The organism is Mesorhizobium sp. M0045 (genome assembly GCF_040323385.1).
Classification (GTDB): domain Bacteria; phylum Pseudomonadota; class Alphaproteobacteria; order Rhizobiales; family Rhizobiaceae; genus Mesorhizobium.
Window position 1 is genome coordinate 53,418 of sequence record NZ_JAMYUY010000016.1, and the last position, 26,077, is coordinate 79,494.

The following is a 26,077-nucleotide window of genomic DNA, read 5'->3' on the forward strand; positions in this document are numbered from 1 at the left end:
CGTTGCGAGGCTCCCCCTTCTCCCACAAGGGGAGAAGGAGACGCCGTATGAGCCAACTCGGCGCAACCATCACCAAAGAAGGCATCCGCTTCGCCGCATGGTCCTCGTCGGCTCGGCGCATCTGGGTCTCGATCTTCGACCAGCGCGGCAACCGCGAAATCGACCGGCTGCAACTCCAGTCGGAAGGCGAGGGCGTGCACGCGCTTTTTGTTGCCGGTCTCGGCGCCGGCACCCGATACGGGTTCCGCGCCGATGGCGACTACGCGCCGGAGCAGGGCCTTTGGTTCGATCCCGACAAGCTGCTGGCCGATCCCTACGCCGTCGAGATCGACAGGCCTTATGCCTATGACGGCCGGCTGGCCGCGCGCCGGGGCGAGGGGGTCGATACCGCGCCGCTGATGCCGAAGGCGATTGCCGGCGCCTTGCCGAAGCCGCTGCCTGCCTTGCCGCCGCTGTTTCGGCCCGGCGGCCTAATCTACGAAGTGCCGGTACGTGCCTTCACAAAGCTGCATAAGGACATCCCCGAGAAGCAGCGCGGCACCATTGCAGCTCTCGCTCACCCCCTTGTTGTAGAGCATCTGCAAAAACTTGGTGTTGCAGCCGTTGAGTTGATGCCGGTGACGGCATCGATCGACGAACGGCATTTGCCGCCGCTCGGGCTGCGCAACGCCTGGGGTTACAATCCCGTGACCTTCATGGCGCTCGATCCGCGACTGGCGCCCGGCGGTCTGGCCGAGTTGCGCGGAACGGTCGCTGCGCTGCGCGAGGCCGGCATCGGCACCATTCTCGACCTGGTGTTCAATCACACCGGCGAAAGCGACCGGCTCGGCCCGACATTGTCGCTGCGCGGCCTCGACAGCCGCGCCTACTACCGGCACGAGGCCGACGGCGCTCTGGTCAATGACACCGGAACCGGCAATACGGTGGCCTGCGACCATCCGGTCGTCCGGGACATGGTCCTCGACACGCTTCGCCACTTTGTCCAGCGCGCTGGTGTCGACGGATTCCGCTTCGACCTGGCGCCGATCCTCGGCCGCGGCGACGGCGTTTTCGACGCCGATGCGCCGCTGCTGAACGCCATTCGCAACGACCCTGTTCTTGGCGACCGGGTGCTGATCGCCGAGCCTTGGGATGTCGGACCGGATGGCTATCAGCTCGGCAATTTTCCGCCGCCCTTCCTAGAATGGAACGACAGATACCGTGACGATATCCGCCGCTTCTGGCGCGGCGACGGCGGCATGATCGGTGCGCTGGCGACGCGGCTTGCCGGTTCGTCCGACGTCTTTTCCAAAGCAGGCCAGACAACGAGCCGAAGCCTCAATTTCATCGCTGCGCATGACGGCATGACGCTGGCCGATATCGTTGCCTACGAGCACAAGCACAACGAGGCCAACGGCGAACAGAACCGGGATGGTCACGATGACAACCTGTCCTGGAACAATGGCGTCGAGGGTCAGACCGACGACCAGTCAATCGTTACGGCCCGTTTCGATGACCAGTGCGCGCTGCTGGCGACGCTCTTTGCCTCGCGCGGCACGATCATGCTGACGGCCGGAGACGAGTTCGGCCGCACGCAGCGCGGCAACAACAACGCCTACGCGCAGGACAATGACATTACCTGGCTCGACTGGTCCGGGCGCGACCGGGCGCTGGAGCGGTACACGGCTCTGCTCGCCAAGATGCGTCGTGCCGCGCCGGCGCTTTCGGACACCAACTTCCTCACCGGAGAGCTGCCGGCCGGCTCGCAAATACCTGACGTCGCCTGGCTGACGGAAACCGGCATGCCGCTCGATGAAGCAGCCTGGCACGACCCTAGGCGACATCGGCTGGTCATGGTGCTCGGAGGCAATGAGGACGGTCGCCTTGCGGTGGTCATCAATGGCGACCGCCGAGCCTGCGTGTTCACGCTGCCGGAACGGGCGGGTTTTCATTGGCGCCCAGCCATCGAAACGGATACTGGCGACATCTCACGGCCGGTGCCTGGGCGAACGGTCATGTTGATCATCGAAAGCAGGACAGCGCGGGCGGGCGCAGGGGGAAGCCATGATGGCTGACAATGCCGAATGGTGGCGCGGCTGCGTCATCTACCAGATCTACCCGCGCTCCTTCCAGGACACGACAGGCGACGGCAGCGGCGATCTCAGCGGCATCACCTCGAGGCTGGCCCATGTCGCATCGCTCGGGGTCGACGCAGTCTGGCTGTCGCCTTTCTTCAAGTCACCAATGGCCGATATGGGTTACGACGTTTCGGATTACTGCGCTGTCGATCCGATGTTCGGCACATCAGAGGATTTCGACGCGCTGGTTGCCGAGGCACACCGGCTCGGCCTGAAGGTGATCATCGACCAGGTCCTGTCGCACTCATCGGATCGGCACGAATGGTTCGTCGAAAGCCGCACGAGCCGCGACAACCCCAAGGCCGACTGGTACGTCTGGGCCGATGCGAAGCCCGACGGCACCGCCCCCAATAATTGGCTGTCGCTGTTCGGCGGCCCGGCCTGGGAGTGGGATGCGACGCGCAGGCAATATTACCTGCACAATTTCCTCGCCTCGCAGCCGGATCTGAATTTCCACAACCCGCAGGTGCAGGACGCCTTGCTGGAAACGGTGCGGTTCTGGCTCGAGCGCGGCGTCGACGGTTTCCGGCTGGATACGGTCAACTATTACGTCCACGACCGCTGGCTGCGCAGCAACCCGCCTTTGGCGGAAAGCGTCGCCGGCACCAATACGGCAACCAGCCCCTATCTCTACCAGGAGCATCTGTTCGACAAGAGCCAGCCGGAAAACCTTGCTTTTCTCAAGCGCTTCCGGGCCTTGCTTGACGAATATGAAGGCCGCGTCGCTGTCGGCGAGATTGGCGACGAAACTCGTTCCTTGCAGACACTCGCCGCCTATACCGGCGGTGGCGACAAGCTCCAAATGTCCTACACGTTCGATCTGCTCGGCCCGCAATTCTCGGCGTCGCACGTGCGTGGCTGTGTCGAGGCCTTCGAGAGTAAGGTGTTCGACGGCTGGGTTTGCTGGGCGTTCTCCAACCACGATGTCGTGCGCCATGTCAGTCGATGGACAAGGCCGGGCGGCGATCCGCACAGGGTGGCGAAATTCTCGATCGTGCTGCTTTCCTGCTTGCGCGGATCGATCTGCCTTTACCAGGGCGAAGAACTCGGGCTGGAGGAGGCCGAACTGGCGTTCGAGGATTTGCGCGATCCCTTCGGCATCCGCTTCTGGCCGGCAATCAAGGGGCGGGATGGGTGCCGAACGCCGATGGTCTGGGAGGCTGGCGTCGACAATGCCGGCTTTTCAACCGGCAAGCCGTGGCTTCCGGTCCCGGCAAGCCATCGCGCCCGGGCGGTCGACGTCCAGAATGGCGAGCAAACCTCCGTCCTGGCGAGCTACCGGGCGATGCTGGCCTTGCGCAAGCAGCATCCGGCGCTGGTTCGAGGCTCGATCCGGTTCCTCGATGCCGAAGGCGACGTCCTTGCTTTCATTCGCGAAGGCGGTGACGAAAAGCTGCTGTGTGTCTTCAATTTCGCCGACGAGCCGGCCGGCTGGCAATTGCCACCGGATCTGGAAGCGATTGAGCCGAGAGATCTTGGCGGTGCGGCGGGCGTCTTGCAGGAAAGAACTCTGTCGCTGCCGCCGCTGGGCTGCTTCTTCGGCCAGATCGGCTGAGCTCTATTTCATCATCTCATTGAACAAGCACGGAGCGCCCGCAAGTCGCGCCGACAACCCGCACATCGGCCTCGCCGACATGCACGCCGACCGCCGCAAGCACGTTGTAGACCAGTGCGTCGACCGGCGCCGTCACGCCGTTCAGAACCGTTACCACCGCCGGCTTAACCGTTCCGAGCAGGGCCGTCACGTCCAGCCCGAGGCCCAGTGCATTGACGGAGAGCGAGAGGCCACTGACCAGCGATGTCGTGAGCGATTGCGTCAGGTTTTTTGTGGCGGCAGTTTTTATCGTCTTGTTGGCGATATCGGTGCTGTCGAAGGTCAATGTGGTCGGATCGTTGTTGGTGATGGCAAGTGATGAAGAACCCTTCACATCGAGCAGATTGAGGGTTAGCAGCAGAAGCTTCACGCTTACCTGGGCAATCGTGGTGTCGGAGAACGATTGCGGATTGCTGAAATCGGCGAAGGCCGATGGATTGTTGTCTGCGTCGCTGGCGGCAAGGTGCAGCGAGGCCACGCCAGGCTGCGCGGCGATCGAGACCTTGATGCTATCCGGCCGGCCCGTCGGGCAGCTGATGTCAGTCAGCTTGGCTTCCGCATAGGCGACTTCGACATGCAGAGGCAGATTGACGGACAGCAGACTGATGCCGCCGCCGAGATTGGAATTGCCGATGCCGACTGTGGTGACCAGCTTGATTCGTGTCTGCGCGGTGCGCACCACGGTGCCTTTTTCACCTACGGCCAGCCAGGGTGAATATTGCATCGGTTCACCGATGGCGATGGCGAGCGTAGTGGAGGTAAGTCCCGGAATAGTGGCGCCGAGATCGACCTGGACCTGGTTTGAGCCATTGGCCAGCGAGGCGGCGGCACCCAGCATGCCCATCGCGCTTGCGTCGACGGAAAAGCCGGGAGACTTTTGTCCGAGGCCGAGCTTACCGATCGGGCCAAGATCGATAAGATGACTGAGGGGTATCTTGACCGTGTTCGTGGCCCTTGACGCGATCGTCTGCAGCACAAGTTTGCTGGCGCTGCCCGACCCGGACGCATTGGCCATGGCGGTCGCGATCTGGCCTACCGTCGCTTTTGACGCCAGCACGTCGGAATAGCTGACACCTGTCAGTTGCAACTGTACGGCAAGGGCATCGACGAACGAAAGCACGTTGACGTCGGCCGAGATCAGCGCGTTGTAGTCCATGACGCTGAGCGAGATGTTGCCGCCCAGCAACTTGCTTAGAAGCGCGTTAAGGATGCCACCATTGACGCTGAGGAGCCTTGACCCGACCGAGAACATCGCTTGCGGGGTCACGCTGGCAATGGCTTCGGTGCCGATAACCGGAGTAGGGATGAGCGAACTGGCGAAATACCGGGCGGGGATTTTGTGCAGAGTGACGCGAACGGCGTTGTACGGCGTTTTACCGGCTTCGAAGCGCTTGTCGACACCAACGGAGGAAGCCGCTGAGTATCGACCGCCGGTGACGGACACGACGGTTTTCCCAGCCGTGGGGACGATTGTCTGACCTGGCTTTTGAACAATGATGCCGGGCATTCGGTTGTCACTGAGCGTGGTTACTGCCGCGGCTTCCATATTGTTGATGTTCGACGCCGCGGTGATCGCCGCCAGATCCGTCATCGCCTGGGCTTCCCTGCGCTCCGTGTAGATCGAACCTTCGTCGACGGCGAAGGCCGCAAGCCCCAGGGCGAATGGCGCTATCAGCGCCGTCATGACGGCAAAGTTCGCCTTCTCGTCGCCAACCAGCGAGCGAGCGATCCGCCCGATGCCCCTCAGCAAGAACTGCGACATTCAAATGCCTCCAATCCTTATGGTCGACCTGCGTGAGATCGTGGTTTGCGGCATCGCAAGGCTCGGTAACAGGTTCCAGATCGGCAGGTTGCTCGCATCGTACTGGATCGACACGACGAACTGATTTCCATCGGCCGTGCTGTCCGTCGCCTGATATGTCAGCTTGCCGGAATCGACGAACGGGTATCCACTGGCATTGTTTTTGACGAAACTCGCCACCAGCGCCTGGCGCTCGGTTTGGTTCAATCCGGCAATCGCAGTGCGGGCGGCATCGGCGGCGATCTGCTGTAAGGAGTTGCTTGCACCAAAATAGATACCATATGCAACCATTCCGAGCAGGAGCAGGATGAAGACCGGTGAAAGCAGGGCAAATTCGATCGCGGAAGTTCCGGACTCATCTCCAATTTTGCGTAGATTTGTCCTTATTCGACACGTGTTTTTTGCCGCTAATGAGACAGCTTTACTGTCTGTCTTATCCATTGCCCTTGTCCACGGAACTTAAGAGGGATGTGCCGAACCCGTCCAAATATGTAACCCGTGGTTGACTAAGAACCAATTAAGACATTCCCGCAAACTGAAATGATCCGCCAGATTATCTCCCACGCACGGGCGTTTTCTGGGCGATGAAACGCAGCCAAGCCCATGGTTCGATCATTGATTGGCCGTTCGCAAGGCGACTATCCCGGCGCCTTACTTTGGGTGACCCCGAGAGACTGTTGAAATAAAAAATCTCCACGTTACTGTTTGGCCACCAGCTGCCGGAAAGGGAACCGGCTGCGCGCTCGAAAGGAACCAGCCAATCGGTTTCGGGGCGTCAACGCTTAGAGACGTGGCTGAAGGGCGACGTCATTAGGGAGAACTCCATGTTGAAACATGTGCTGAAGGCGACGGTACTCGCCACGACTATGGCCTTGGCCGCCGGTACGTTCTACACGCCGGCTTTCGCCGAGACCGTCTACAACCGCGGAGCCGCCGCCGAAGCGGAGACGCTCGATCCACACAAGACCTCGACGGTCTACGAAGCCGATATCATACGCGACCTGTTCCAGGGCCTCGTCATGCACGACCAGAAGACGAACCTCATTCCGGGTGCCGCCGAAAGCTGGACGGTCTCCGACGACGGCACTGTCTACACCTTCAAGCTGCGCAAGGACGGCCTCTGGTCGGATGGCAGCCCGGTGACGGCGGACGACTTCGTTTATTCGTTCCGTCGGCTGGAAGATCCGGCCACCGCTGCCGAATACGCTTCCATGCTCTATCCCGTGAAGGGTGCCGAGGAAGTCAACACCAAGAAGGGCAAGCCGGAGGATATGGGCGTCAAGGCGATTGACGCAAATACTCTCGAAGTCACGCTCAAGGCGCCAACGCCTTACTTCCTGGAGATGCTGACCCATCAGGCGACCTATCCGGTTAACAAGGCGTCCATCGAAAAGCTTGGCGCCGACTGGATCAAGGCAGGCAAGCTGGTCTCCAACGGGGCCTTTACAGCGGCGGAGTGGATTCCCAACGACCATCTGAAGCTGGTCAAGAATCCGAAATTCTGGGACGCCGCGAGCGTCAAGTTCGACGTGGTCAACTACATCCCGACCGAGGATCGCTCGTCTGCGATGAAGCGGTTCGAGGCCGGCGAACTCGACAGTTACGGTGACCTGCCGACCGAACAACTCGCCGATCTCAAGGCCAAATTCGGCGACCAGGTCCGCGTCGGGCCATATCTCGGCATCTACTATTATGCGATCAAGACCGACAAGGCGCCGTGGGACAATGTCGAACTGCGCAACGCCATCTCTATGGCGATCGATCGCGACTTCCTGGCCGAAAAAGTCTGGCAGAATTCGATGCTGCCCGGCTATTCGATGGTACCTCCGGGCATCGAAGGCTACACGCCGGCACTGGCAAAATACGCCGACATGCCGCAGATCGACCGCGAAGATGAAGCCAAGAAAATCCTGGAGAAGCTCGGCTATACGCCCGAGCATCCGCTGAAGATGCAGATCCGCTACAACACTTCGGAGAACCACAAGAACACCGCTGTCGCCATCCAAGAACAGCTGAAGCCGCTCGGCGTCGAGGTCACGCTGCTCAACACCGACACCAAGACCCACTACTCCTTCCTCGAGCAAAAGGGTGACTATGACGTGGCGCGTGCCGCCTGGATCGCCGACTACAAGGATCCGGAGACCTTTCTCGGCATCTCTCGCAAGGCCAGCGGCAACAACTATTCGGTTTACAACAGTCCGAAATTCGAGGCAGCCATGGACGAGGCGGCCGCCGCGGGCGGCAAGCCCGAAGAGCGTATGAAGAAACTCGCCGAAGCCGAGCGCATCCTCGTCGACGATGTCGGCGAGATCCCACTTCTCTACTACAGCTACCACGATATCGTTTCCTCGAAGCTGCATGGCTTCGACGACAATGTGATGGACATCCATCCGTCCCGCTTCATCAGCAAGGACTGATCCTTCGCTGGGCCGCCGCGCAACTCAATGCGCGGCGGCGCTGGTTTGCCATCGCATCGGCCCGGGAACCGGAATAGATTTTCGGCAATGTCGGTGCGAAGATTTGAAGGCTAGAGCGCAATCGTCCAGCTGGACGCGCGCTCTGGATCAAGCGGGGCACCGATGCTGCGTTACGTATTCCGGCGGCTTCTGACCGCCATTCCGACGCTGTTCGTCATCGTGACCATAGCGTTCTTCCTGATACGTGTCGCGCCGGGCGGCCCGTTCAACCAGGAGCGGGGTCTGAGCCCCGAGATCAGGGCCAATCTCGAAGCCCAGTTCGGCCTCAATGATCCGCTCTGGTTGCAGTACGTCCACTATCTGGGCAATCTTCTGCGCGGCAATTTCGGTCCCAGCTACAACATGCCGGATTTTACCGTCGGCGAGTTGTTCAGGGAGGGCCTGCCGATCTCGATCCAACTCGGCGCTTCGGCACTCGTTCTGGCGCTGCTGCTCGGCAGCGTGCTCGGCACTGTTGCGGCGCTCAACCAGAATAAGCTTGCCGACTATTCGGTGATCGCGCTGGCGACCGCCGGCAGCACCATTCCGACCTTCGTCATCGCCCCGGTAATCCAGCTTGTATTCGGATTGACCTGGAAGCTGCTGCCGATCGGTGGCTGGGGCGATGGAGCCCTTATCAACAAGGTCGGCCCGGTACTGACGCTCGCTCTGCCGCAGATCGCCATCGTTGCCCGCCTGATGCGCGGCTCGATGATCGAATCGCTGCACTCGCATCACATCCGTACCGCGCGCGCTCTCGGCCTGTCCGACTGGTCAGTCGTCGTCAAGCATGCGCTGCGCGGCGCCATCCTGCCGATCGTCTCCTTTACCGGTCCGGCAGCTGCAGCCCTTCTCACCGGCTCGATCATCGTCGAGACCATCTTCTCTATACCGGGCATCGGCCGCCATTTTGTCGTTGCCGCGCTCAACCGCGACTACACTCTGGTTATGGGGACGGTGGTGGTCATCGCGCTCTTCACTATTGTCTTCAACCTGATCGTCGACGTCCTCTATGGTGTCGTCGATCCGAGGGTGCGCTATGACTGATATCGCAGTTGCCGCACCGGTCGTCGGCCGATCCCTGTGGGGTGACGCCTGGGCGCGCCTCAAGGCCAATCGCGCGGCCATGTTCAGTCTGTATTATCTTGCCTTCATCACCGTCATCAGTGTGTTTGGGCCCTATTTCGTGCCGCACCAGTATACCACCATCTATGCCGACTATGTGCGCACGCCGCCGAGCTTCTCCGCCTATCCGCAGGCCGACATGATCGAAGGCGCTCTCGATGAGGCGATCAGGCGTATGCGCGTCGACATCAAGGATTGGCGGCAGGAGGGCAGCCGTGTGTTCGTTACCGTCAGATCGTCCAAGCCGATCGACGACCGCAACATTCGCTACCTTGATCGTTCCGATACCTTTGATGACACAAAGATCGAGAGCAAATCGCCGGATGGTCTCGAAATGGTGATGAGTGCCTCGATCAAGCAGCAATATTTCCTGTTCGGCACCGACAACACCGGCCGCGATCTGCTATCGCGAACGCTGATGGCCGGGCGCATATCGCTGGCCATCGGATTGCTTGCCGGCATTGTGGCCGTGGTCATCGGCGTGCTCTACGGCGCCACCGCCGGCCTTGCCGGCGGCAGGGTCGACGAGGTGATGATGCGTGTCGTCGACGTGCTCTATTCTTTGCCGTTCATCTTCTTCGTCATCATGCTGGTTGTGTTTTTCGGCAGAAACTTCGTGCTAATGTTCCTGGCCGTCGGCGCGGTGCTGTGGCTCGACATGGCGCGTATCGTGCGCGGACAGGCGCTGTCGATCCGCCGGCAGGAATATGTCCAGGCGGCAGAGGCGATGGGCGTCGGACAGCGTGGCATTTTGCTGCGCCACGTCATCCCCAATTTGCTCGGGCCGGTGGTGATCTACATGACGCTGCTGGTGCCGCAGGTCATCATCCTGGAAAGCTTCCTGTCGTTCCTCGGGCTCGGCGTCCAGGAGCCGATGACAAGCTGGGGCGTGCTGATCTCGGTCGGCGCCCAGAACATCGGCTCGGCCAACTGGCTGCTTTTGTTCCCGGCATTCTTTCTCGTCTCGACGTTGTTCGCGTTGAATTTCGTCGGCGACGGCCTGCGCGACGCGCTCGACCCGAAGGATCGTTGAGAGATGGCTGCTTCCGAAACCATCCTCAGCGTCAAGGACCTTCGGGTCCGCTTCCGCACCCTCGACGGTGTGGTGGAGGCGGTGAAGGGCATCAATATCCACGTCAAATCAGGCGAGACCGTCGCCGTCGTCGGCGAATCCGGTTCCGGCAAGAGCCAGACGATGATGGCGGCGATGAGCCTGCTCGCCTCGAACGGCGAAGCCACCGGCACCGTCGATTATCGCGGCCGCAATCTTTTGAGCTTGAGCAAGCCCGAGCTCAACAAGATACGCGGCCGCAAGATCAGCATGATCTTCCAGGAGCCGATGACGTCGCTCGACCCGCTCTATTCGATCGGCAACCAGTTGATTGAGCCGATCCGCAAGCATCGCGGACTTGGCGCCGCCGCCGCGCGCGAGGAGGCGCTCAAGCTGCTGCGGCTGGTCCATATTCCCGATCCGGAGCGGCGGATGAAATCCTACCCGCACGAATTGTCGGGCGGTCAGCGCCAGCGCGTCATGATCGCCATGGCGCTGGCCAACGACCCCGACATACTGATCGCCGACGAGCCGACGACCGCGCTCGACGTCACCATCCAGGCGCAGATCCTCATGCTACTCGCCGAATTGCAGCGCAAGCTCGGCATGGCGATCGTCTTCATCACCCACGATCTCGGCATCGTCCGGCGCTTTGCCGATCGGGTCTATGTGATGCGCTATGGCGAGGTGGTCGAGGAGGGCGAGGCGGAAGCGATCTTCGCCAACCCGCAGCACGCCTACACCAAGATGCTACTTGCCGCCGAACCGACCGGCACCAAGGCGCCGCCGGCTCCGAATGCCCCTGTCCTGCTTGAAGGCAGGAACGTCGAGGTGACCTTCAAGATCGGCGGCGGATTTCTTGGCGGCGAGCCGCTGCTGCTGCGCGCCGTCGATCGCATTTCGATACGGCTGAAGCGCAACCAGACGATCGGCATCGTCGGCGAATCCGGCTCGGGAAAATCGACGCTCGGCCGCGCCTTGCTGCGGCTCCTGCCCAGCGACGGCATCATCCGGCTTGGCGACCGCGACATTTCCCACGCCGATCGCCAGGCGATGCGGCCGCTGCGGCGCGAATTACAGCTCGTCTTCCAGGATCCATTTGGCTCGCTGTCGCCACGCATGACCGTCGGCCAGATAATCACCGAGGGGCTGCTGGTCCACGAGCCCAATCTGTCGGGCAGGCAGCGCGATCTCCGCGCGGTCGATGCATTGCTAGAAGTCGGGCTCGACCCGAACACGCGCAACCGCTATCCGCACGAATTCTCCGGCGGCCAGCGGCAGCGCATCGCCATTGCGCGCGCCATGATACTCAAGCCTAAAGTGGTGGTGCTGGACGAGCCGACCTCGGCGCTGGACCGCTCCGTGCAGAAGCAGATCGTCGAATTGCTGCGCAAGCTGCAGGCCGACCACGAGCTGTCCTATCTGTTCATCAGCCACGACCTCGCCGTCGTGCGCGCCATGGCCGACTACATCATCGTCATGAAACAGGGCAAGATCGTCGAGGAGGGACCGGCCGAGGCGATCTTCAGCAATCCGCAGGCAACCTACACACAGACACTGATGGCCGCGGCCATCGATGTCACGCGATTTCGCCTGAGCGCATAGCGCGATTGATCAGAACTGCGGCGGATAGTGGTTGTTTCGGGAACAAAAACAGCTAAGCCGCTGTTTTTTCTGGTCGGAGTGGCAGGATTTGAACCTGCGACCCCATCGTCCCGAACGATGTGCGCTACCAGGCTGCGCTACACTCCGTGACCAGACCGCGGGCTTATAGCCGCCGCGTTTGGTTACTGCAAGCGCCAATGGAGGCGCTTCTGTCGCATTTCTTTCGCTTTCGCCGCCACGTCATACAGGTTTCAGTTTCCTGTCGCACAAACACGGCTTAAAGGGCTTCTGGGTAACCGTCGCCTTGCCTCGAAGCACCTGATTCAGCAGCCTGGAGTTTGCAGCCTTGTCGATGAAGATCGTTAGCGATGTCAGACCAAACACTTTTGAGTTTGAAACCTCGGCGCTGATCAAGCCGTCCGGGTTTCGCGAATATGATGCGCGCTGGTGGTTCGGCCATCCCGGCTCGAACGGAACGCCGGAACTCAATCTGATCGGGGTCCAGGCGCTCGGCATGGGGCTCGGCACGCTGATCCGTCGCCTGGGCGCCGGACCGGACATCGTCACCGGTCACGATTTTCGCTCCTATTCGCTTGCCATAAAGCTGGCGCTGGTTTCCGGGCTGATGGCAGCCGGCGCACGGGTCAAGGATGTCGGGCTGGCCCTGTCGCCGATGGCTTATTTCGCCCAGTTCGCGCTCGACACGCCGTCCGTCGCCATGGTCACTGCCTCGCACAACGAGAATGGCTGGACCGGCGTCAAGATGGGCGCGGCGCGCCCGCTGACTTTTGGTCCGGAGGAGATGAGTGCGTTGAAGGCGATCGTGCTGTCCGGCGATTTCGATCTTGTAGGTGGCGGCTCCTATGACTTCGTTGCGGACTTCCGCAAAACCTACCTTGACGATCTGACAGCGGGAAAGCGTATCTCGAGGAACCTCAAGGTGGTGGCCGCTTGCGGCAACGGCACCGCTGGGGCTTTCGCTCCCGAGGCACTGGAAAGGATCGGCTGCGACGTGATCCCGCTCGACGTCGAGCTCGATCATACGTTTCCCAATTACAATCCCAACCCCGAAGACATGCAGATGCTGCACGCCATTCGCGACAAGGTGCTGGAAACGGGCGCCGATGTCGGGCTCGGTTTCGATGGCGACGGCGACCGCTGCGGCGTGGTCGACAATGAGGGCAACGAGATCTTCGCCGACAAGGTCGGTGTCATGCTGGCGCGCGACATTTCGCACCTCTATCCCGGCTCGACTTTCGTCGTCGACGTCAAGTCGACCGGATTGTTCATGACTGACAAGGCGTTGCGGGAAAATGGCGCGGTCACCGACTATTGGAAAACCGGTCACTCCTATATCAAACGGCGCGTCGCCGAACTCGGCGCCGCCGCCGGTTTCGAGAAATCGGGCCATTTCTTCTTCAATCCGCCGATCGGCCGCGGCTATGACGATGGCCTGGTAACGGCCATCGCCATATGCCAGATGCTGGATCGCAGCCCGCAAAGCAGCATGGCCGATCTCTACCGCGATCTGCCGCTGACCTTCGGCACGCCGACCATGTCGCCACACTGCGCCGACGAGCTCAAATACGGCGTCGTCGAGCGCGTCGTAAGCGATTTTCGCAAGATGAAGAACGACGGCGCGGTCTTCGCCGGCCAGAAGATCGCCGAACTGATCACCGTCAACGGCGTCAGGGTCGTGGCGGAGGATGGTACCTGGGGGCTGGTGCGGGCATCATCGAACAAGCCGGAGCTTGTGGTGGTGGTGGAGAGCCCGGTATCATCCGAGCGGCGCCGGCAGATGTTCGAAGCCGTCGATGCGGTGCTGCGCCGCAGCCCCGAAGTCGGCGCCTACAACCAGACCTTTTGAGCGGGGCTCGTCTTCATGACCGAACGGATCGTCAGTTTTGTGATGAGTGGCGGCGTCGGCTCGCGGCTGTGGCCGCTGTCGCGCGAGGATAATCCCAAGCAGTTCCATGATTTCTCCGGCGACGGCTCGATGCTGGCCAAGACGCTGCGGCGGCTGACCGCACGGCCGAAGGGCGAAACGCCGGTCTTCCTGATTGCCTCGGAAAGGCACGCCGACCGCGTTCATGCCGATATTGCCGGTCTCGAGCTTTCCGGCGGCGGCCCGCTGTTCGAGCCAACCGGCCGCAACACTGCCGCGGCCGTTGCCTTGGCAAGCCTGCGCACCTTGTCGGAATTCGGCGACAGCCTGGTGCTGGTGGTGCCCTCCGACCACGAGATCGCGACGGCGCAGCAATTCTGGCAGAGCGTCGAAGCCGGCACCGCGGCGGCGCGCGACGGCAGGCTGGTGGTTTTCGGCATCAAGCCCGCGCAACCCGAGACCGGCTATGGCTACATCGAGGTGGCCGGCGAGCGGGACGGCATCTGCGACGTCTCGCGTTTCGTCGAAAAACCCGATCTCGCCACGGCGCAGAGCTATCTCGAGGCCGGTAACTTCTATTGGAACACCGGCATCTTCCTGTTTCGCGCCAGCGCCATGCGCGACGCATTCATGGCTTTCCAGCCCGACATCTGGAGCGCCACCGAGGCTGCTTATCAGGCGGCGACATCAGACCTTTCCGGCCTCTATATGCCTCTGGAGCTCTATGCCGCCATCCCATCGACATCGATCGACTATGCGATCATGGAGCGCGCCAGCGGCATCGCCATGGTGCCGGCGGGCTTTCGCTGGAACGATCTTGGCTCCTGGCAATCGCTGCTCGACGTCGGCCCCTCCGACAGGCAGGGCAATGTCATCGTCGGCGATGTTGTCGCCATCGATTGCGAGAACTCCTATATCCGCAGCGATGGTCGCCTGCTGTCGGCCATTGGCCTGAAGGACGTTGCCATCGTGTCGACCGCCGACGCCACTTTCGTCGCGCCGGTCAGCCACAGCCAAAATGTCAAAAAAATCGTCGAGCAGCTCGAAAAGAGCGGTCGCCTTGAGACCAGGTTCACGCCCGCCGACGATCGCGTCATCGAAAGCGGCGCCTGGCAGCGCCGCGTGCACCATTGGCTGTTCGAGGAGACGGTGCCGTTGTGGTCGACGGTCGGCGTCGATGAGCGCCATGGCGGTTTCCACGAAGCGCTCGGCTTCGATGCCGCCCCGCTGATGAAACCCAAACGCATGCGCACGCAGGCCAGGCAGATCTACGCCTTCGCCGTCGCCAAGGCGCGCGGCTGGAACGGCCCGGCCGATCGGCTGATCAGCCACGGCCTCGAATTCATGGCCAGGCACGGACGTACCGACAATGGCGGCTGGGTACGCACCCTCAACATCGACGGCACCGTCGCCGACGGCGCCGAGGATGCTTACGATCATTCCTGCGTGCTCCTGGCGCTGGCGCATGCCCATATGTGCGGCAATCCCGATGCGTTGCGGCTTGGCGAGGAGACCTTTGCGTTCATCGACGCGCATCTCGAGGACGAACGCCTGACCGGCTTCCGCGAGACCTCGAGCGGCGAGGGCGAGCGCCGCTCCAACCCGCACATGCATCTGCTCGAGGCGTTCCTGGCCTGGCATCAGGCGACCGGCGAGCGCGCTCATCTCCGCCGCGCCGCGCGCATCGTCGATCTGTTCCGCAGCCATTTCTTCGACCCGGAAAGCTGGACCCTTGGCGAGTATTTCGACGATGAATGGCGGCCGGCCCCTGGCGAGAAGGGCACCTGGACCGAACCGGGCCATCATTTCGAATGGGCCTCGCTGCTGGTCGACTTCGCCGGTCGCAGCCGCCAGAGCGACTTGACCGGCCTCGCCAGGAAGCTCTACGCGTCGGCGATCGCCAATGGCCTGAACCGCGCCACGGGCCTCGCCTACGGCGCCGTCTCGCGGCAAGGACTGCCGCTCGACCGTGTCTCGCGCAGCTGGCCGCAGGCCGAAGCGATCAAGGCGGCGATCGCGCTGGACGGTTCGGGGGGTCCCGACCTGAAGCCGGAAATCGAGGCGCGGGTCGGCCGGCTGTTCCGCTGGCACATCAATCCGGCACCGCTCGGCCTGTGGATCGACCGCATCGACGAGCGTGGCCGCTCGCTGGCAAACGAGGTGCCGGCCAGCATCTTCTATCATCTCGTCTGCGCGCTGACCCAGTATCTCGACGGCACGGCCCGCAAGGATCAGTACGGGCTGGCGACATCCCCGGTCTCGACATAGACCGACTTCAGCTGCGAATAGAGCGCTAGCGCCGCGAGCGAGTTCTCGCGGCCGATGCCGGACTGCTTGAAGCCGCCGAAGGGGATTTCGACCGGCGTCAGATTGTAGGCGTTGATCCAGCAGGTGCCGGCCTGCAGTTCGGCGATGACACGATGGGCGCGCGCCAGGTCGCGGGTGAACACGCCGGCGGCGAGGCCGAATTCGGTATCGTTGGCGCGCTCGATCACCTCGTCCTCGCTGTCGAACTTCAGCACGCTCATCACCGGTCCGAAAATCTCCTCGCGCGCTATGCGCATCGTGTCGGTGACACCGGTGAACACCGTCGGCTCGACGAAGAAGCCACCCTGGAAACCCTGCAGCGAAGGCACGTTGCCGCCGCAGGCGAGCACCGCGCCATCCTGCTTGCCGGCCTTGATGTAAGAGACCACCTTGTCGTGCTGCGCCTTCGAGACCAGCGGCCCCATCTGCGTGTCCGGATCGAGCGGATCGCCGATGCGGATTTTCTTCGTCCGTTCGGTCAGCCTCTCGACGAAACGGTCATGGATGCCGCTCTGCACGAAGACCCGGGTGCCGTTGGAGCAGATCTGGCCGGTCGAATAGAAATTGCCGAGCATCGCGCCGCCGATGGCATTTTCGAGGTTGGCGTCTTCGAAGACGATCAGCGGCGACTTGCCCCCGAGCTCCATCGTCGCGTGCTTCATCTTCGAGCCGGCGAGCGACAGCACCTTGCGGCCGGTCGGCACCGAGCCGGTCACCGAGACCTTGGCGACGACATCATGTCCGACAAGCCCGGCGCCGACATCGCCGAAACCCTGGACGACATTGAACAGGCCATCGGGCAGCCCGGCCTCGGTATAGATTTCGGCGAGCGCCAGCGCTGAAAGAGGCGTGTTCTCCGACGGCTTGAACACCATCGCATTGCCCATGGCGAGGGCGGGTGCGGATTTCCAGCCGGCGATCTGGATCGGGTAGTTCCAGGCGCCGATGCCGACGCAGACGCCGAGCGCCTCGCGCTTGGTATAGGCAAAGGGCCCGCCGAGATCGACGGCCTCGCCATTAAAGGCGGCAACGGCGCCGCCGAAATATTCCAGGCAGTCGGCCGCCGACGGGGCGTCAGCAACCAGCGTCTCCTGGATAGGCTTGCCGGTATCCAGCGTCTCGATGCGCGCCAGATCGGCATTGCGCGCGCGCAGAATGTCGGCGGCACGGCGCAGGATGCGGCCGCGCTCGACCGGCTTCAGCCGCGCCCAGGCCGGTTGTGCCGCACGCGCCGCCTCGATCGCGAGCTCCAGCACGTTTGGCGTCGCCGAGCGCAGCATGGCGATGGTCTCGCCGGTTGCCGGATAGATAACCGGCAGCGCTGCGCCGCGCTCGTCGTCGATATAGCGGCCATTGACATAATGCGATGCCGTTGGCTGGGCGCGCATGACTGTTCTCCAAATCGTCTTGTCGCGGCATGCGGAATATGCGTCCGCCGGATCATGGCCTATCTGTCCGACACCTGCCAGCGCGGATTGATCCATGGTTCCTGGTTGGAAGGTGGCAGCGGCGTGCGCCCGAGAATGTGGTCGGCGGCCTTCTCGCCAGTCATGATCGACGGCGCGTTGAGATTGCCGTTGGTGACGCGCGGGAAGATCGAGGAATCGGCGACCCGCAGCCCTTCGATGCCGATGACGCGGCATTCGGGATCGACGACGCTCATCGCATCATCGGCACGGCCCATCTTGCAGGTGCCGCAAGGATGGTAGGCGCTTTCGGCGTGATCGCGAATGAAGGCGTCGAGTTCGTCATCCGATTGTATATGCGCGCCCGGCGACAGTTCCTTGCCGCGGTACGGATCGAAGGCCGCTTGCCCGAAAATCTCGCGGGTCAGCCGGATGCAGTGGCGGAACTCCTTCCAGTCGTCCGGATGCGACATGTAGTTGAAGCGGATCACCGGCTTCGATTTGGGATCGGGCGAGCGCAGCGTGACCGAACCGCGCGACTTCGACCGCATCGGCCCGACATGCGCCTGGAAACCATGCGCCTTGGCCGCCGCCTTGCCGTCATAGCGGACCGCGGCCGGGATGAAGTGATACTGGATATCGGGATAGTCGACGCCGGCGCGCGAGCGCACGAAGGCGGCTGCCTCGAAATGGTTGGTGGCGCCGAGGCCGGATTTGAAGAACAGCCATTGTGCCCCGATCATCGCCTTCGAAAACGGATTCAGCACCGAGTTCAGCGTGATCGGCTTTGTCGATTCCTGCTGGATGTAGAGCTCCATATGATCTTGCAGATTGCGGCCGACACCCGGCCGGTCGGCGATCACCGGAATGCCGTTCTCCCTAAGGTGCTGGCCGGGGCCGATGCCGGAGAGCATCAGGATCTTGGGCGAGTTGATCGAGGATGCGGCAACGATCACCTCGCGCCGCGCTCTAACTACCTGAATCCGTTTGCGCGCTTCGATCTCGACGCCGGTGGCGCGTTGATTCTCGATGATCACCCGCCGGGCGAAACCCTTGACCAGGATGACGTTTTTCCGCCTCAGCGCCGGCCTCAGATAGGCGCTCGCCGCCGACCAGCGACGGCCGCCGCGGATGGTCTGCTCCATCGGCCCAAAGCCCTCCTGCTTCGCGCCATTGTAGTCGTCCGTCAGCTCGAAGCCGGCCTGACGGCCTGCCTCGACGAAGGCGCCATAGAGTGGGTTCGTCCTCGAGCCGCGCTGCACAGTCAGCGGGCCGCCATGGCCGCGCCAGCCATCCTCGCCGCCTGCGCTGTCCTCCATGCGCTTGAAATAGGGGAGCACGTCGGCAAACCCCCAGCCGGCCGCGCCCTGTTCGGCCCAGTGGTCGAAGTCGCGGGCATGGCCGCGCACATAGACCATGCCGTTGATCGACGACGAGCCGCCGATCACCTTGCCGCGCGGCGTCGCCAGCACGCGGCCACCGAGGTGCGGCTCGGGCTCGCTGGCAAAGCCCCAGTCGTAGAGGCTCATATTGAGCGGGATCGACAGCGCCGACGGCATCTGGATCAGCGGCCCAATATCGCTGCCGCCATATTCGATGACGATGACCGAATGCTTGCCGTCCTCCGACAGCCGGTAGGCCATGGCCGAGCCGGCCGAGCCGGAGCCGATAATGACGAAATCCGCTTCAAGCATGGTTCATGCGCGCCCGTGGTTCATATGCGCAATGAAATCGGCCAGCGAGACGTTGCCGCCGGTTGCCACTACGAGAACGGTCTTGCCGGTCGCGTCGACCTTGCCGCCGAGCAACGCCGCCAGCGAAGCAGCGCCGGATGGTTCGAGCACCAGCTTCAGCCGCTCGAAGGCGATGCGCATTGCGCGCCGCACCGAAGCATCGTCGACGGTGACGCCGCGAACGCCAGCCGCCTTCACCGCTGCGAACGGCGCGTCGCCCGGCCGCCGCGACATCAGCCCGTCGCAGATCGATTTCGGCCCGATCGGCATGGTTTCGATGGCGCCATGCGCCAGCGACGAGCCCATGCCGTCAAAACCTTCGGGCTCGACGCCGATGATCTCCGTGGCGGGCGACAGGTAATGGAAGGCCAGCGAAACGCCGCCGATCAGGCCGCCGCCGCCGACTGAGCAGAACAAGAGATCGACCTCCGCTTGCCTAGCGGCGAGTTGGTCGAGTGCCTCCAGCCCGGCACCGGCCTGGCCGGCGACGATCTCCGGATCGTCGAACGGGTGCAGCAGCGCCAGGCCTTCGCTCGAGGCGATCTCGCGCGCCTTGGCGGCGGCGACTTCCTCACGCGCGCGCTCGCCATGGTCAGTCAGCACCACGCGCGCGCCGTAACCCGATGTGGCGTCGCGCTTGGCGGCTGGAGCGTCGATCGGCATGACGATGGTGACGGGAATGCCAAGCGCTTCGCCTGCCGCCGCTAGCCCCTGCGCGAAATTGCCGGAAGAGTAGGCGACGACGCCCTTTTTGGTTTCGTCAGGCGAGAGCTTCTTCAGCCGCCAGTAGGCGCCGCGCACCTTGAACGATCCGGCCCATTGCAGCGATTCGGCCTTGACGAAGACGCGGGCCGCGCCGGTCTCGCGGGCGAGTGCCGCCGATTCCAGCAGCGGCGTGACCTGCGTTGCCTTGGAGGTGACGGCATAGGCCTGCCTGAGATGGTCGAGCGAGGGGACGAGACGGTCTGCCATCATTTGCCTCGCGGAAAGCGCTTCTGCTCTTCGAGCAGGTCGAGGTTCATATGGTTGCGCATGTAGCGCTCCGATGCCTTCTGCAGCGGCTGGAATTCCCAGGGATAATGGGTGCCGTTGCGCAGCGCCGGGTAGACCACCCAGCGGCGTGCCTGGCTGGCACGCACCGCGGCATCGAACGCCGCCATGTCCCAACGCGCCCGCACCTTGTCGGTGAAAGCGGCCACCAAAGCCGCATTGGCCGGATCGGCGGCGAGATTGGTCAATTCCCGCGGATCCGATTCAAGATCAAACAGTTGCGGCGGGTCGATCTCGCAATGGATGAATTTGTAGCGGCCCTCGCGCATCGCCACCATCGGCGCGTTGGAGCCTTCGGCGGCATATTCCATCAGCACCGGCGCGGAGCGTTTCTTTCCGTTCAGCAACGGCAGCAGCGACTGGCCGTCGGTCCACGGGGCAATCGCGCTGATGTCGATGCCGGCGAGGTCGCAAAGCGTCGGCGTCACGTCGAGATTGGAAACCGGCGTCTCGATCAGCCCGGCGTGTACGCCCTTGCCGGCGATCATCAGCGGCACGCGCGCCGAACCTTCGAAAAAGCACATCTTGAACCACAGGCCTCGCTCGCCAAGCATGTCGCCATGGTCCGAGCAAAACAGGATGGTTGTGTCGTCGAGCATGTGTGTGTGCTCGAGCACCGACATCAATTCGCCGAGCTTGTCGTCGAGATAGGAGATGTTGGCGAAATAGCCGCGCCGCGCGCGGCGTATCTGCTCAGCGGTGATGTCGAACCTGTCATAGTCGCTGGCGCGGTAGAGCCGCTGCGAATGCGGGTCCTGCCTGTCGTAAGGAATGAAGCCGACCTCCGGCTCGAGCGCCGGGCAATCCTGGTAGAGATCCCAGTAGCGCCGCCGTGCGACGTAGGGATCGTGCGGATGGGTGAAGGAAACCGTCAAGCACCAGGGCCGATGTGCGGCATCGTCGGAGACGCGGGCAAAATCGTAGAGCTTCTGCACCGCATAGAAGGCGACCTCGTCGTCATATTCCAGCTGGTTGGTGATCTCGGCAGTACCGGCGCCGCTGACGGAGCCGAGATTGTGATACCACCAGTCGATGCGCTCGCCGGGTTTGCGATAGTCGGGTGTCCAGCCGAAATCGGCCGGATAGATGTCGGTGGTCAGCCGCTCCTCGAAACCGTGCAACTGGTCCGGCCCGACGAAATGCATCTTGCCGGAGAGGCAGGTGTGATAACCTGCGGCGCGCAGATGATGGGCAAAGGTCGGGATCGAAGACGCGAATTCGGCGGCGTTGTCATAGACACCGGTGCGTGACGGCAACTGGCCGCTCATGAATGCGGCGCGGCCCGGGGCGCAGAGCGGCGAGGCGGTGTAATTGTTGCAAAAACGCGCCGAACGCGCGGCGAGCGCCGTCAGATTCGGCGCGTGCAGGAAATCCGCCGGCCCATCCGGGAACAGCGTTCCGTTGAGCTGATCGACCATCACGATCAGGATGTTGGGTCGCTTGGATGTCACTGCTTCTGCCGTCCGCTGAGCTTCGTTTCGAGATAGTCCTCGACCAGTGCGATTGCGGTCGCGGCATCGGGGACGCCGTCCTTCAGCGCGCGCCTGATATAGAGCCCGTCGATCAGCGCCGCAGTCGCTTCGGCGACCCGGTCGGCCTCGCTCCTCGGCAGGATGCCGGTCAGCCCGCTGAGCAGATTGGAATGCAGCCGCCGCGCATAGACCTTGAGCAGCCGGCGAAGCGCTGACGACTTCTGCGCCTCGACATAGAAAGCGAGCCAGGCGGCGATCGTTTCGGGCTGGAACTGGACGTCGGAGAAGTTGACCGCGACCACCGCCGAGACGCGCTGGCGCGCCGTGCCGGCCGCGCGAAGTGCACGGCGCGTATCGGCGGTGAGCTCGCTCAGGATGTGCCGCATGGTCGCCAGCAGCAATTCGTCCTTGGCGCCGAAATAATGGTGGGCAAGCGCCGAGGACACGCCGGCGCGCCCGGCGATTTCCGACATCGTCACATCGAGCGAACCGCGCTCGCCGATCGCCGAGATCGTTGCGTCGATGAGCGCCCTGCGGCGCAACGGTTCCATTCCGAGTTTCGGCATTCTTGCTCCGGCCTGTTGGCACCAAGATTATTTTTTATTGACGCATCAATCAACAAAAATCCGGTCTGATTTGCTGGCAAAAGCCAGGCACTATGACCAGATGTTCGAGATCAAGCGATTGTGCGGTTCTGGCCCCTTCACGAAGCCGGCGGAACGGTTCATGCTTGAACAATGCTGAGGGCGCGCCGCAAGTATCGCGTAGCCCGGGTCCACAGAATGGAGATCGCCATGACAGCATGCATCGTCGGTTGGGCGCATTCGCGCTTCGGCAAGCTCGAAGGCGAGACGCTGGAGGGCCTGATCACCAAGGTGGCAGTCGAGGCGCTTGATCATGCCGGCATCGGTCCGGATGACGTCGATGAAATCGTGCTCGGCCACTTCAACGCCGGGTTTTCCGCCCAGGATTTCACCGCGAGCCTGGTACTCCAGGCCGACGACCGGCTGCGCTTCAAGCCGGCGACCCGCGTCGAGAACGCCTGCGCCACCGGCTCGGCGGCAGTCAGGCAAGGCATCCGCGCCATCGACGCCAATGCTGCCCGTATCGTGCTGGTGGTCGGCGCCGAGCAGATGACGACGACATCAGGTCCCGAGATCGGCAAGAACCTGCTCAAGGCCTCGTATCTGCCGGAGGACGGTGACACGCCGGCAGGCTTCGCCGGCGTCTTCGGCAAGATCGCCCAAGCCTATTTCCAGCGCTATGGCGATCAGTCGGATGCGCTGGCGATGATCGCCGCCAAGAATCACAAGAACGGCGTCGACAATCCCTATGCGCAGATGCGCAAGGATTTCGGTTACGAGTTCTGCCGGCAGGAAAGCGAAAAAAACCCCTTCGTCGCCGGTCCGCTGAAGCGCACGGACTGCTCGCTGGTTTCAGACGGAGCCGCCGCGCTTGTCCTTGCCGACACGGCCACGGCGCTGAAGATGCGCCGCGCCGTCGCCTTCCGCGCCAATGAGCATGTGCAGGATTTCCTGCCGATGTCGAAGCGCGACATTCTCGCCTTCGAAGGCTGCGAGCAGGCCTGGAACCAGGCGCTGAAGCAGGCGGGCGTGACGCTCGGCGACCTGTCCTTCGTCGAGACGCATGACTGCTTCACCATCGCCGAACTGATCGAGTATGAGGCGATGGGCCTGGCCAGGCCGGGCGAGGGCGCCAAGCTGGCCCTGGATGGCGAGACGGCGAAGAATGGAAGGTTGCCGGTCAATCCGTCGGGCGGGCTGAAGGCCAAAGGCCACCCGATCGGTGCCACCGGCGTATCCATGCATGTGCTGAGCGCCATGCAGCTTGTCGGCGAGGCGGGCGGCATCCAGGTGCCGGGAGCAAAACTCGGCGGCATCTTCAACATGGGTGGTGCCGCGGTCGCCAACTACGTTTCCATTCTCGACAGGATCAGATAAACCCGCCCGCATTTGCGGGAGGTGACATGGCAAATCCGGTTCTGGTCGAAGTCTTGCGCGGCGCAATCGTCGAGAGTGCCCATCGCGGCGCTGTTGCCGTCTTCGACGCCGATGGCAAGCCTGTCTGGGAGATCGGCGACACGGCACAGCCGGTGTTCCCGCGTTCGGCGGTCAAGGCGATCCAGGCGCTGCCGCTGGTCGAGAGCGGCGCTGCCGATGCCTACGGCTTCGGTGATCGGGAGCTGGCGCTGGCCTGCGCCTCGCATTCCGGCGAGCCGCCACATGTCGAGCTGGCGCGCGCCATGCTGGCGAAGGCCGGCCTGGACGAGGCGGCACTCGAATGCGGCGCGCATTGGCCGTCGAGCCATGGAGCGACGCTGGCACTTGCCCGCGCCGGCAGCGTGCCGGGCGCGCTGCACAACAATTGTTCCGGCAAGCACTCAGGCTTCCTATGCACATGCGTTCACAGCGGCATCGCCCATCGTGGTTACGTCAAGGCTGGCCATGCCTGGCAGGAGATGGTGCGCGAAGCGATGCAGGCGGTGACCGGTGCTGCCCATGACGCCGATCACCGCGGCACCGACGGCTGCTCGATTCCGACCTATGCCGTGCCGCTGCGCAGCTTTGCCCTTGGCTTTGCCCGCATGGCGACAGGTGCCGGCTTCGAGCCGGTGCGCGCCCGGGCGGCGAAGCGGCTGCTCTCCGCCTGCATGGCCGAGCCGTTTTTCGTCGCCGGCACGGGCAGGTCCGATGTCGCGATGATGGAGGCCGCGCCCGGGCGGATTTTCGTCAAGGGAGGCGCCGAAGGTGTTTTTTGCGCCGCCCTTCCGGAGCTCGGGCTTGGCATCGCGCTGAAATGCGACGATGGCGCCGGCCGCGCCGCTGAAGCGATGGTCGCGGCCGTGCTGGCTAAGCTGCTGCACGCCGACAAGATGGTAGCGGCGAAACTGGTCGAACAGGCAAATCCGCCCATCGAAAGCCGGATCGGCGCCAAGGTTGGCGCGCTCCGGCCGACGGCCACCCTCAACTGACGTGGTTGCGCTCGACGGTCAAATGCGCGTAGCCGGCATTGCCTGATGCGGCGAGGTCGCCGGTCACCGGCTCGGTCCAGCGTTGGCCGACGATCGCGCCGTTCTGGACCCCGTCGATGACGTTGTCGGAGATGATTGCCGTCCCGGCACCTTCGACCACGGTGACGACGATGCCGGTCCCGGCCTTGCGGATGACGTTTCCCGTGGCGACCACATTGCGCATGAACGGTCCCCAGCCGATCTGCATGCCGTAGAGCGGCGCATTCTCGACGACATTGCCGGAAACTACGGTGTCTGCCTCGACGCTGATGCCGACGCCGAAGCCGGGCGCGTCGGCAGGGTAGGGGCCGCTGGTCGACAGATTGCGGACGATGTTGCCGGAGCAGACGCCCATGCGGCCGCCCTCGTTGAAATTGACGATCGAAATGCCGTTCGCGGCGCCATCGACGATATTGTTGCCGATGATCGCACCTTCGAATGAGAATTCGGAATACACGGCCGTTTCGCCCGAGCGCGAGCAGGTATTGCCGGTGATCTGCACATTGCTGGCACTGTTGGCGCGGATCGCCGAAAACGCGCAGTCCGAAACAATATTGCCGGAGATGATGACGTTGCCGGCGCGGAAGGCATTGATGCCATTGCCGTTCTGGCCGGTTCCGCCGCTGCGCGCCTGGATGCGTTCGATGCGGTTGCCGCTGACGATGGTGCCGTCTTCCGCTGCCTGCCAGCGGTGCACGAGGATGCCGCCATTGGCGCAATCGGAGACGCTATTGCCTGATATTTCCAGGCCATCGGCCTCGACCGAATAGATGCCGGCGTCGGCTGCGCCGGATATCTCCGAGCGCTCGATGCGGCCCGAGGCGTGTTCGAGCGCCAGACCGTTCTTGCCGCTGCCGGTCATCTGGCAGTTGTCGACGACCAGATGGACGATGCGGCGCAGATCGAGCAGGCCTTGCGTGTAGTCGCCCATCCAGCGCTTGCTGCCGTCGAACACGAGCCCGCTGAGTTCGATATGCTCGGCCTGTTCTGCCATGATGAGATGGCCATTGCCGCCATAGACGATCCGCGATGCGCCCGGCACCCCGGACAGGCGCACGCGGCCGGGCAGCGACAGGCTGGAAACGATATAGGTCCCCGGCGGCAGGAACACCGCCATGTCGCGGTCGTGCGCATCGCGCAGCAGCTTGGTGAAAGCCTTGCTCTGGTCGTCAAGCGCGCCGGGCCGGACGCCGAGATCGGTCGCGTTGATCGCGCCGCGCATCGCGGCTTTCTCGATGCCGGGCAGGTTTTTCGCCGCTGCCTTGCCGAGCGAAAGCCCCATGACGGCAAATCCGGCGGTCTGCGCAAGCAGCGTTCGTCTGTTCAACATCGGCACAGATTCCTTGCGTTCAACGGTCGCGCCGCAGGATTCGTGCCATACAGGATCGGCCCCGACGTCGGTTCGCCGGCTACGGCTTGTGGAGTCGTCGCGTCAGGCATAAGT

At 63.0% G+C, this 26,077-nt stretch carries 18 protein-coding genes and 1 tRNA gene; 10 read left to right on the forward strand and 9 right to left on the reverse strand.

What is annotated here, in order from left to right:
• Positions 1-47 precede the first annotated feature (47 nt).
• Entirely contained in the window at positions 48-2,054 is a 2,007-nt protein-coding gene (glgX, locus tag NKJ72_RS22695; RefSeq protein WP_352479488.1) for a glycogen debranching protein GlgX, read from the forward strand.
• A complete protein-coding gene (gene bglA / locus NKJ72_RS22700) occupies positions 2,044-3,672 on the forward strand; it encodes a beta-galactosidase BglA (protein WP_352479489.1) in 1,629 nt (542 codons plus the stop codon). The genes glgX and bglA overlap by 11 nt, the downstream gene beginning before the upstream one ends.
• Before the next feature lie 16 nt (positions 3,673-3,688).
• Here the strand turns inward: bglA and NKJ72_RS22705 are convergent, their stop codons facing one another.
• Positions 3,689-5,395, reverse strand: coding sequence for a pilus assembly protein TadG-related protein (locus tag NKJ72_RS22705; RefSeq protein ID WP_352479490.1), 1,707 nt, complete (start codon positions 5,393-5,395; stop codon positions 3,689-3,691).
• A gap of 78 nt (positions 5,396-5,473) precedes the next feature.
• Positions 5,474-5,953 carry a TadE/TadG family type IV pilus assembly protein gene (locus tag NKJ72_RS22710; RefSeq protein WP_352479491.1) on the reverse strand — a complete coding sequence of 160 codons (480 nt, stop codon included), beginning with the start codon at positions 5,951-5,953 and terminating at the stop codon, positions 5,474-5,476.
• A 383-nt stretch (positions 5,954-6,336) separates the two neighbouring features.
• Between NKJ72_RS22710 and NKJ72_RS22715 the strand changes: the two genes are divergently transcribed.
• The 4 genes from NKJ72_RS22715 (at position 6,337) to NKJ72_RS22730 (ending at position 11,749) form a co-directional block, all read left to right on the forward strand.
• Positions 6,337-7,929, forward strand: a complete 1,593-nt coding sequence (locus tag NKJ72_RS22715; protein WP_352479492.1) for a peptide ABC transporter substrate-binding protein — start codon at positions 6,337-6,339, stop codon at positions 7,927-7,929.
• A gap of 162 nt (positions 7,930-8,091) precedes the next feature.
• Entirely contained in the window at positions 8,092-9,015 is a 924-nt protein-coding gene (locus tag NKJ72_RS22720) for an ABC transporter permease subunit (RefSeq protein ID WP_352479493.1), read from the forward strand.
• Positions 9,008-10,126: an ABC transporter permease gene (locus NKJ72_RS22725; protein WP_254819905.1), complete on the forward strand. Its 1,119-nt coding sequence runs from the start codon at positions 9,008-9,010 to the stop codon at positions 10,124-10,126. The genes NKJ72_RS22720 and NKJ72_RS22725 overlap by 8 nt, the downstream gene beginning before the upstream one ends.
• Before the next feature lie 3 nt (positions 10,127-10,129).
• Positions 10,130-11,749 (forward strand): ABC transporter ATP-binding protein, encoded by a 1,620-nt coding sequence (locus NKJ72_RS22730; protein ID WP_352479494.1) that lies wholly within the window; start codon positions 10,130-10,132, stop codon positions 11,747-11,749.
• Between the two features lie 70 nt (positions 11,750-11,819).
• Here NKJ72_RS22730 and NKJ72_RS22735 read toward each other — a convergent pair.
• A tRNA-Pro gene (locus NKJ72_RS22735) sits at positions 11,820-11,896 on the reverse strand.
• A gap of 205 nt (positions 11,897-12,101) precedes the next feature.
• On the opposite strand from NKJ72_RS22735, the gene NKJ72_RS22740 reads away from it, so the two are divergent.
• Entirely contained in the window at positions 12,102-13,616 is a 1,515-nt protein-coding gene (locus NKJ72_RS22740; protein WP_502901886.1) for a phosphomannomutase/phosphoglucomutase, read from the forward strand.
• Between the two features lie 15 nt (positions 13,617-13,631).
• Positions 13,632-15,902, forward strand: coding sequence for an AGE family epimerase/isomerase (locus NKJ72_RS22745; RefSeq protein ID WP_352479496.1), 2,271 nt, complete (start codon positions 13,632-13,634; stop codon positions 15,900-15,902).
• Here NKJ72_RS22745 and betB read toward each other — a convergent pair.
• The 5 genes from betB to betI are packed head-to-tail and all read right to left on the reverse strand — an operon-like array spanning position 15,866 to position 22,168.
• A complete protein-coding gene (gene betB / locus NKJ72_RS22750; protein ID WP_352479497.1) occupies positions 15,866-17,329 on the reverse strand; it encodes a betaine-aldehyde dehydrogenase in 1,464 nt (487 codons plus the stop codon). The two genes, NKJ72_RS22745 and betB, sit on opposite strands and share 37 nt — an antisense overlap.
• A gap of 59 nt (positions 17,330-17,388) precedes the next feature.
• Positions 17,389-19,041: a choline dehydrogenase gene (gene betA, locus NKJ72_RS22755; protein ID WP_352479498.1), complete on the reverse strand. Its 1,653-nt coding sequence runs from the start codon at positions 19,039-19,041 to the stop codon at positions 17,389-17,391.
• Between the two features lie 3 nt (positions 19,042-19,044).
• The gene (locus NKJ72_RS22760) at positions 19,045-20,052 is read right to left on the reverse strand and encodes a threonine/serine dehydratase family protein (protein ID WP_502901887.1); all 1,008 of its coding nucleotides are present in this window, start codon (positions 20,050-20,052) and stop codon (positions 19,045-19,047) included.
• The gene (gene betC, locus NKJ72_RS22765) at positions 20,052-21,581 is read right to left on the reverse strand and encodes a choline-sulfatase (protein WP_352479500.1); all 1,530 of its coding nucleotides are present in this window, start codon (positions 21,579-21,581) and stop codon (positions 20,052-20,054) included. The genes NKJ72_RS22760 and betC overlap by 1 nt, the downstream gene beginning before the upstream one ends.
• Entirely contained in the window at positions 21,578-22,168 is a 591-nt protein-coding gene (betI, locus tag NKJ72_RS22770; RefSeq protein ID WP_352479501.1) for a choline-binding transcriptional repressor BetI, read from the reverse strand. Before betI ends, betC begins: the two co-directional genes overlap by 4 nt.
• Before the next feature lie 228 nt (positions 22,169-22,396).
• Between betI and NKJ72_RS22775 the strand changes: the two genes are divergently transcribed.
• Both NKJ72_RS22775 and NKJ72_RS22780 read left to right on the forward strand, forming a co-directional pair.
• Entirely contained in the window at positions 22,397-23,563 is a 1,167-nt protein-coding gene (locus tag NKJ72_RS22775; RefSeq protein WP_352479502.1) for an acetyl-CoA acetyltransferase, read from the forward strand.
• Between the two features lie 26 nt (positions 23,564-23,589).
• Entirely contained in the window at positions 23,590-24,594 is a 1,005-nt protein-coding gene (locus NKJ72_RS22780; RefSeq protein WP_352479503.1) for an asparaginase, read from the forward strand.
• Here the strand turns inward: NKJ72_RS22780 and NKJ72_RS22785 are convergent.
• Entirely contained in the window at positions 24,587-25,963 is a 1,377-nt protein-coding gene (locus NKJ72_RS22785) for a TIGR03808 family TAT-translocated repetitive protein (protein WP_352479504.1), read from the reverse strand. The two genes, NKJ72_RS22780 and NKJ72_RS22785, sit on opposite strands and share 8 nt — an antisense overlap.
• Between the last annotated feature and the right edge of the window lie 114 nt (positions 25,964-26,077).

What these genes read in the sequence shown, in the direction of transcription:
- betA (WP_352479498.1), bottom strand. Translation starts at nt 19,041, where the DNA reads ATGCTTGAAGCGGATTTCGTCATTATCGGCTCCGGCTCGGCCGGCTCG.
- NKJ72_RS22725 (WP_254819905.1), top strand. Translation starts at nt 9,008, where the DNA reads ATGACTGATATCGCAGTTGCCGCACCGGTCGTCGGCCGATCCCTGTGG.
- NKJ72_RS22785 (WP_352479504.1), bottom strand. Translation starts at nt 25,963, where the DNA reads ATGTTGAACAGACGAACGCTGCTTGCGCAGACCGCCGGATTTGCCGTC.
- NKJ72_RS22720 (WP_352479493.1), top strand. Translation starts at nt 8,092, where the DNA reads ATGCTGCGTTACGTATTCCGGCGGCTTCTGACCGCCATTCCGACGCTG.
- NKJ72_RS22745 (WP_352479496.1), top strand. Translation starts at nt 13,632, where the DNA reads ATGACCGAACGGATCGTCAGTTTTGTGATGAGTGGCGGCGTCGGCTCG.
- NKJ72_RS22760 (WP_502901887.1), bottom strand. Translation starts at nt 20,052, where the DNA reads ATGGCAGACCGTCTCGTCCCCTCGCTCGACCATCTCAGGCAGGCCTAT.
- NKJ72_RS22730 (WP_352479494.1), top strand. Translation starts at nt 10,130, where the DNA reads ATGGCTGCTTCCGAAACCATCCTCAGCGTCAAGGACCTTCGGGTCCGC.
- bglA (WP_352479489.1), top strand. Translation starts at nt 2,044, where the DNA reads ATGATGGCTGACAATGCCGAATGGTGGCGCGGCTGCGTCATCTACCAG.
- betI (WP_352479501.1), bottom strand. Translation starts at nt 22,168, where the DNA reads ATGCCGAAACTCGGAATGGAACCGTTGCGCCGCAGGGCGCTCATCGAC.
- NKJ72_RS22710 (WP_352479491.1), bottom strand. Translation starts at nt 5,953, where the DNA reads ATGGATAAGACAGACAGTAAAGCTGTCTCATTAGCGGCAAAAAACACG.
- NKJ72_RS22715 (WP_352479492.1), top strand. Translation starts at nt 6,337, where the DNA reads ATGTTGAAACATGTGCTGAAGGCGACGGTACTCGCCACGACTATGGCC.
- betB (WP_352479497.1), bottom strand. Translation starts at nt 17,329, where the DNA reads ATGCGCGCCCAGCCAACGGCATCGCATTATGTCAATGGCCGCTATATC.
- glgX (WP_352479488.1), top strand. Translation starts at nt 48, where the DNA reads ATGAGCCAACTCGGCGCAACCATCACCAAAGAAGGCATCCGCTTCGCC.
- NKJ72_RS22780 (WP_352479503.1), top strand. Translation starts at nt 23,590, where the DNA reads ATGGCAAATCCGGTTCTGGTCGAAGTCTTGCGCGGCGCAATCGTCGAG.
- NKJ72_RS22740 (WP_502901886.1), top strand. Translation starts at nt 12,102, where the DNA reads ATGAAGATCGTTAGCGATGTCAGACCAAACACTTTTGAGTTTGAAACC.
- NKJ72_RS22775 (WP_352479502.1), top strand. Translation starts at nt 22,397, where the DNA reads ATGACAGCATGCATCGTCGGTTGGGCGCATTCGCGCTTCGGCAAGCTC.
- NKJ72_RS22705 (WP_352479490.1), bottom strand. Translation starts at nt 5,395, where the DNA reads ATGACGGCGCTGATAGCGCCATTCGCCCTGGGGCTTGCGGCCTTCGCC.